The following is a 4,605-nucleotide window of genomic DNA, read 5'->3' as shown; positions in this document are numbered from 1 at the left end:
TCCCGAAGGGACGTCGAAATGGCTTCGATCTTGGGTCCGCGCGACCTTGCGGGTAGCGATGCTACCCGCTGCGGCCACCCGAACCCAATATCTTCGCCATTTCGACGCCTCGATCGTGCAATTAATGGGTCCTGACCCTAGTCGCAGCGGTGGGGTGCGATCTCAGCCTGAAGCGAACGGCGCATAAACGCGCGATCACCCTCATCCAACTCCGCCTAGCCGCTTCGCGGACAAGGCTGCGTATCCTTCTCCCATCAAGCCTGTCCTGAGCGGCTGTCAAGCCAGCCGAAGGGGGAGAAGGGATTTAGATGAACGCCAGGAAAACCAAGGCTGAACGCCAGATAAGCACCGGGTTCAGGCCGGCGTCACAGCCACTTCGCTAAACCGTCTCCAACAGGCCGCGACGACGCCGCCTGCGCTTAAGGAGACCGAACCATGGCTATCAAGACCAACCTGACCAGGGCCGCAATTGGTGCGGCCACCGCCGGCGCGATGCTGATGAGCGCCGCTCCCGCCGCCGCGCGCGATCGTTATGATCGCGACGGAATCAGCGCGGGCGAAATCATCGCCGGCGCCGTCGTGATCGGCGGCCTCGCCGCGATCCTGTCGAGCGGCGACAACGATCGCTATGACCGTTACGACCGTTACGACGATCGCTATCGCGGCCGTTATGACGATGCGCGTTACGGCTATGGCTATGACTATAACCGCTATGGCAACAGCCGCCGCGCGGTCAGCCAGTGCGTCGGCGCCGTCGAGCGCGGCAGCCGCCACTATGGCCGCACCGACGTGACCGAGGTCACCAGCATCGACCGCAAGCGCGACGGTTACAAGGTCAAGGGCCGCGTCATCGTCCGCGACGGATATGGCGACCGCTGGGGCCGCGGCGGCTATTACGACAAGGGCAAGTTCACTTGCGAGGTGCGTTATGGCCGCGTCCAGGATGTCCGTTTCTCGGGCCTCGGCTGACGACTCGTCACGCCCCTCCCCTTCAGAGGAGGGGTTGGGGTGGGGGCTATCGGCGTGGCGCCAGGCCGATGGTTCCCACCCCGCTCGACCAGGGTCAGAACCTATTAATTTTCATACCGTCATTCCCGTGAAAGCGGGAAATCGCACCTTCTTTCCTTTTCTTCGCACCTTCGCGTCTTCGCGTGAGATTTTTCAGAGTTCACGCGAAGACGCGAAGGCGCGAAGAGGGCATGTGCACGCGTTGGCAGCGGGCCGAAAGCGATGAAGCGGGCTTCCCGCCTTCGCGAGAACGACGGATTTAATAGATCCTGATCCTAGGGGAGGGACTTTTCTTTATCCGCGCGAGGTCGCATGAAGCGGCATGATCAAACAGAGCCTGCTCGCCGCCCTGCTGCTGACCGCGCCCGCCGCGAGCTTTGCCAAGGATGAGACGCCCGCCGCCGACCCGGCGCGGCTCAAGGCATCGGTCGAAAAGCTCGTGTCGTTCGGCACCCGCCACACGCTGTCGTCGGCAACCGACCCCAAGCGCGGCATCGGTGCCGCACGCAACTGGGGCGCCAGCGAGTTCGCGCGTATTTCGAAAGCCTGTGGCGGCTGCCTGAAGGTCGAGCGCGTCGCCGACCGTTTCGAAGGCCCGCGCGCACCCGCCGGCGCGATCGTCGAAAATGTCCTCGCGATCCAGAAGGGCACCGGCGACCCCGCGCATGTCATCATGATCGCGGGCCATATCGACAGCCGCGTCACTGACCCGATGAATTTCACCGATGACGCGCCGGGCGCCAACGACGATGCCTCGGGCACCGCGCTGGTGATCGAGGCCGCACGGCTGCTGTCGAAGCAGAAGCATCGCGCGACGATCGTCTATGCGCTTTTGTCGGGCGAGGAACAGGGATTGTGGGGCGGCAAGCTGCTCGCGCGCCATGCCAAGGAGCAGAATTGGCAGGTCGCGGCACTGCTCAACAACGACATCGTCGGCGGCACCCGCGGCACCGACGGTTCGATCGTCGACAATCGGGTGCGGGTGTTCAGCGAGGGCATTCGCGCGTCGGAGGATCTGGCGGCGCAGCTGGCGCGGCGCGGCATCGGCGGCGAGGATGACGGCCCGTCGCGCGCGCTGGCGAAAGCCGCGATCCGTGCGGGGGAAAGCAATCCCGCGATCGGGCTCGAAGTGCTCGCGGTCCGCCGCCCCGACCGTTTCCGCCGCGGCGGCGACCATCTGCCCTCGCTCGAGCTTGGCTATCCCGCGATCCGCTTTACCGTCGGGGTCGAGGATTATGACCATCAGCATCAGGATTTGCGCACCGAGGGGAGCCGCAAATATGGCGACACGGTCGACGAGATGGACTTTCCCTATCTGGCGCGCGTGACCGCGCTCAACGTCGCGCTGGCCGGCGAGCTTGCCGATGCGCCGCCCGCGCCCGCCAGCGTCAGCATCGACGGCGCGGTCAGTTCGAACACGACGATAGGCTGGACGCCGGTCAAGGACGCGACCGCCTATCGGCTGTACTGGCGCCGCGCCGACCGCAACGACTGGTCCGACAGCCGGGTCGTCCCGTCGGATGCTCCGACCGAGGTTATGTTGCCGGGCGTCGTCGTCGACGATCATTTCTTTGGCGTTTCAGCGCTTTCGGCGGACGGCAGCGAAAGCATCGTGACATTTGGCGGCCTGCCGCCGGCGAAATAATTACCGAAGACGCTATACGAAAATTTACCTTCTGCCTTTACGACTGTCGGCGGACCACAATATCGGCCGGCGTGGGGGTCAGCCGACAGAGATGAGTCGCGCATGTCCAGTCCCGAGGCGTCCCCCGCCTCATCCGTTCCCGCCGAGAAGCGCCAGCCGCGTCAGTCGCGCCTGGTAAAGGCCGCGCTCGCCTGCGCGCGGCTGGGGCAATTCGATGTAACGATCCGCAACGTGTCCGAAACGGGTATCGGCGGACAGGGTCCCGCCGCGCTCCATATCGGCGAGCGAATCACCGTGTTCTTGCCGGGCCACGACCCGATGCTGGGCACCGTCCGGTGGGTCGTCGACAAAAGATTCGGCATCGAGACCGATCGGCCGATCGACACCACGTCCTTGCGCGCCGCGCATGGCGGCGCCGCACCGGCGACGCACGCCGTCGCCTCCGGTTTCGAAATCATCCCGCCCCCGAGCGCCCCCGCACGCCGCCCCGGCCTCGTCCTGGGTGCCGCCCAACCGGCGGATTCCGGCCGCAGCATGTGGCAGGGCAAGCGGCCGTGAAACGGGTCGGTTTGGGGTAAGGAGCGGACGCTCAGACCCTCCCCCCTTGTCGGGAGGTGGCAGCGCCGTTCGACTGCTTTGCAGACGCTCAGGATAAACTCGCGACGGAGGGGACGATGCCGTCGAGCGTCAGCGCAAGGCCGCATTACCCCTCCACCATTCGCTTCGCGAATGGTCCCCCTCCCCAACGCTGCGCGATGGGGAGGATCATCGGGTCCGCAATCGGTCGCTGGCGGTCGGACGCGAGCGCGGCGCCGCCGATGGAAATTCCGAATTGCAAATGACTCGCAATAACATATAAGCCCGCTGGCGCGGCATGTCGCGCGCGCTGGAAAGGGAAACGATGTACGCCTTTGTCGACCGCCGGGTGGACAGCCTTTGCAACAGCGGACGTTTTCTGCTCTGGGCGATGCGCGGGTGGGTTCACGCCGCCGGGCGCGGGCGGTGTCCGCCGCGGATGCTGCATCGGGGCTTTGCCGCGGTCGATGCCGCGGGCGCCCTGCCCGACTTCCACGTCGCGATGGCGCTGCTTGCCGGCGATGCGGCCCGAACATTGCTGCTTGCGCCCCTGCCCTGTCTCCAGATTTCAGAGGATGAAGCAATTCTGCTTGGACTCTGGCGCGATTTTTCGCTTGAGAGCGTCGCAAATGCCCATGCGACGCTGGCCTTTCTGGCCGAGGGAGACAGCGTCGGCCCGATCGCCAAGGCGATGGGCGCCGCGGTCGACCGGCTGGTCGCGGCGGGATTCGATTTGCCGGCCCTCGCGGCCGGCACCATGACACATCAGGAAAGTTCAAAGTGATGAGTGACCGTATCGCCGAAGCCGCCAAGCTCGCCCCCTCCGCCTCGCTGACCGTCGAGGAGGTGCGTTCGGTGCGCCACTGGAACGAGCATCTGTTCAGCTTCACCATCACCCGCCCGCCGAGCTTCCGCTTTCGTTCGGGCGAGTTCGTAATGATCGGCCTGCCGGGCGAGGGGCGCCCGCTGCTCCGCGCGTACTCGATCGCCAGCCCCGCCTATGCCGACGAACTCGAGTTCCTCTCGATCAAAGTGCCCGACGGTCCGTTGACCTCGCGGCTCCAGCTGATCCAGCCGGGCGATCCCGTCTATCTCGGCCGCAAGCCGACCGGGACGCTCGTCGCCGACGCGCTGCTTCCGGGTCAGCGGCTGTTCCTGCTCTCGACCGGCACGGGCCTTGCGCCCTTCCTCAGCCTCGCACGCGATCCCGACATTTACGAGCGGTTCAGCCAGATTCAGCTCGTTCATTGCGTGCGGCAGGTCAGCGACCTCGCGTTCCGCGACGAACTCGAAAGCCAGCTCGCTGGCGATCCGCTGGTGCAGGACCAGGCGCTGCTCCAGTTCCATTACCTGCCGACGGTGACGCGCGAACCCTT

The 4,605-nt window shown here is 65.6% G+C and carries 5 protein-coding genes; all 5 read left to right on the top strand.

The features are described 5' to 3' along the window. Nucleotides 1-435: 435 nt before the first annotated feature. Complete coding sequence (locus tag VJ811_RS01750; protein WP_324070549.1) at nt 436-969, top strand: hypothetical protein; 534 nt, start codon at nt 436-438, stop codon at nt 967-969. A gap of 361 nt (nt 970-1,330) precedes the next feature. Then, nucleotides 1,331-2,653: a M28 family metallopeptidase gene (locus VJ811_RS01745; protein ID WP_324070548.1), complete on the top strand. Its 1,323-nt coding sequence runs from the start codon at nt 1,331-1,333 to the stop codon at nt 2,651-2,653. A gap of 102 nt (nt 2,654-2,755) precedes the next feature. Further along, nucleotides 2,756-3,211, top strand: coding sequence for a PilZ domain-containing protein (locus tag VJ811_RS01740; protein ID WP_324070547.1), 456 nt, complete (start codon nt 2,756-2,758; stop codon nt 3,209-3,211). Between the two features lie 316 nt (nt 3,212-3,527). Beyond that, nucleotides 3,528-4,013, top strand: coding sequence for a hypothetical protein (locus VJ811_RS01735; RefSeq protein WP_324070546.1), 486 nt, complete (start codon nt 3,528-3,530; stop codon nt 4,011-4,013). Next, nucleotides 4,013-4,605, top strand: a 593-nt coding sequence (locus VJ811_RS01730; RefSeq protein WP_324070545.1) for a ferredoxin--NADP reductase, incomplete at its 3' end; no start/stop codon positions are given. The genes VJ811_RS01735 and VJ811_RS01730, both read left to right, overlap by 1 nt.

Source organism: Sphingopyxis sp. (assembly GCF_035250425.1).
GTDB lineage: Bacteria > Pseudomonadota > Alphaproteobacteria > Sphingomonadales > Sphingomonadaceae > Sphingopyxis.
The sequence above is the reverse complement of the archived record's forward strand: the minus strand, read 5'-3'. Positions and strand labels throughout refer to the sequence as shown.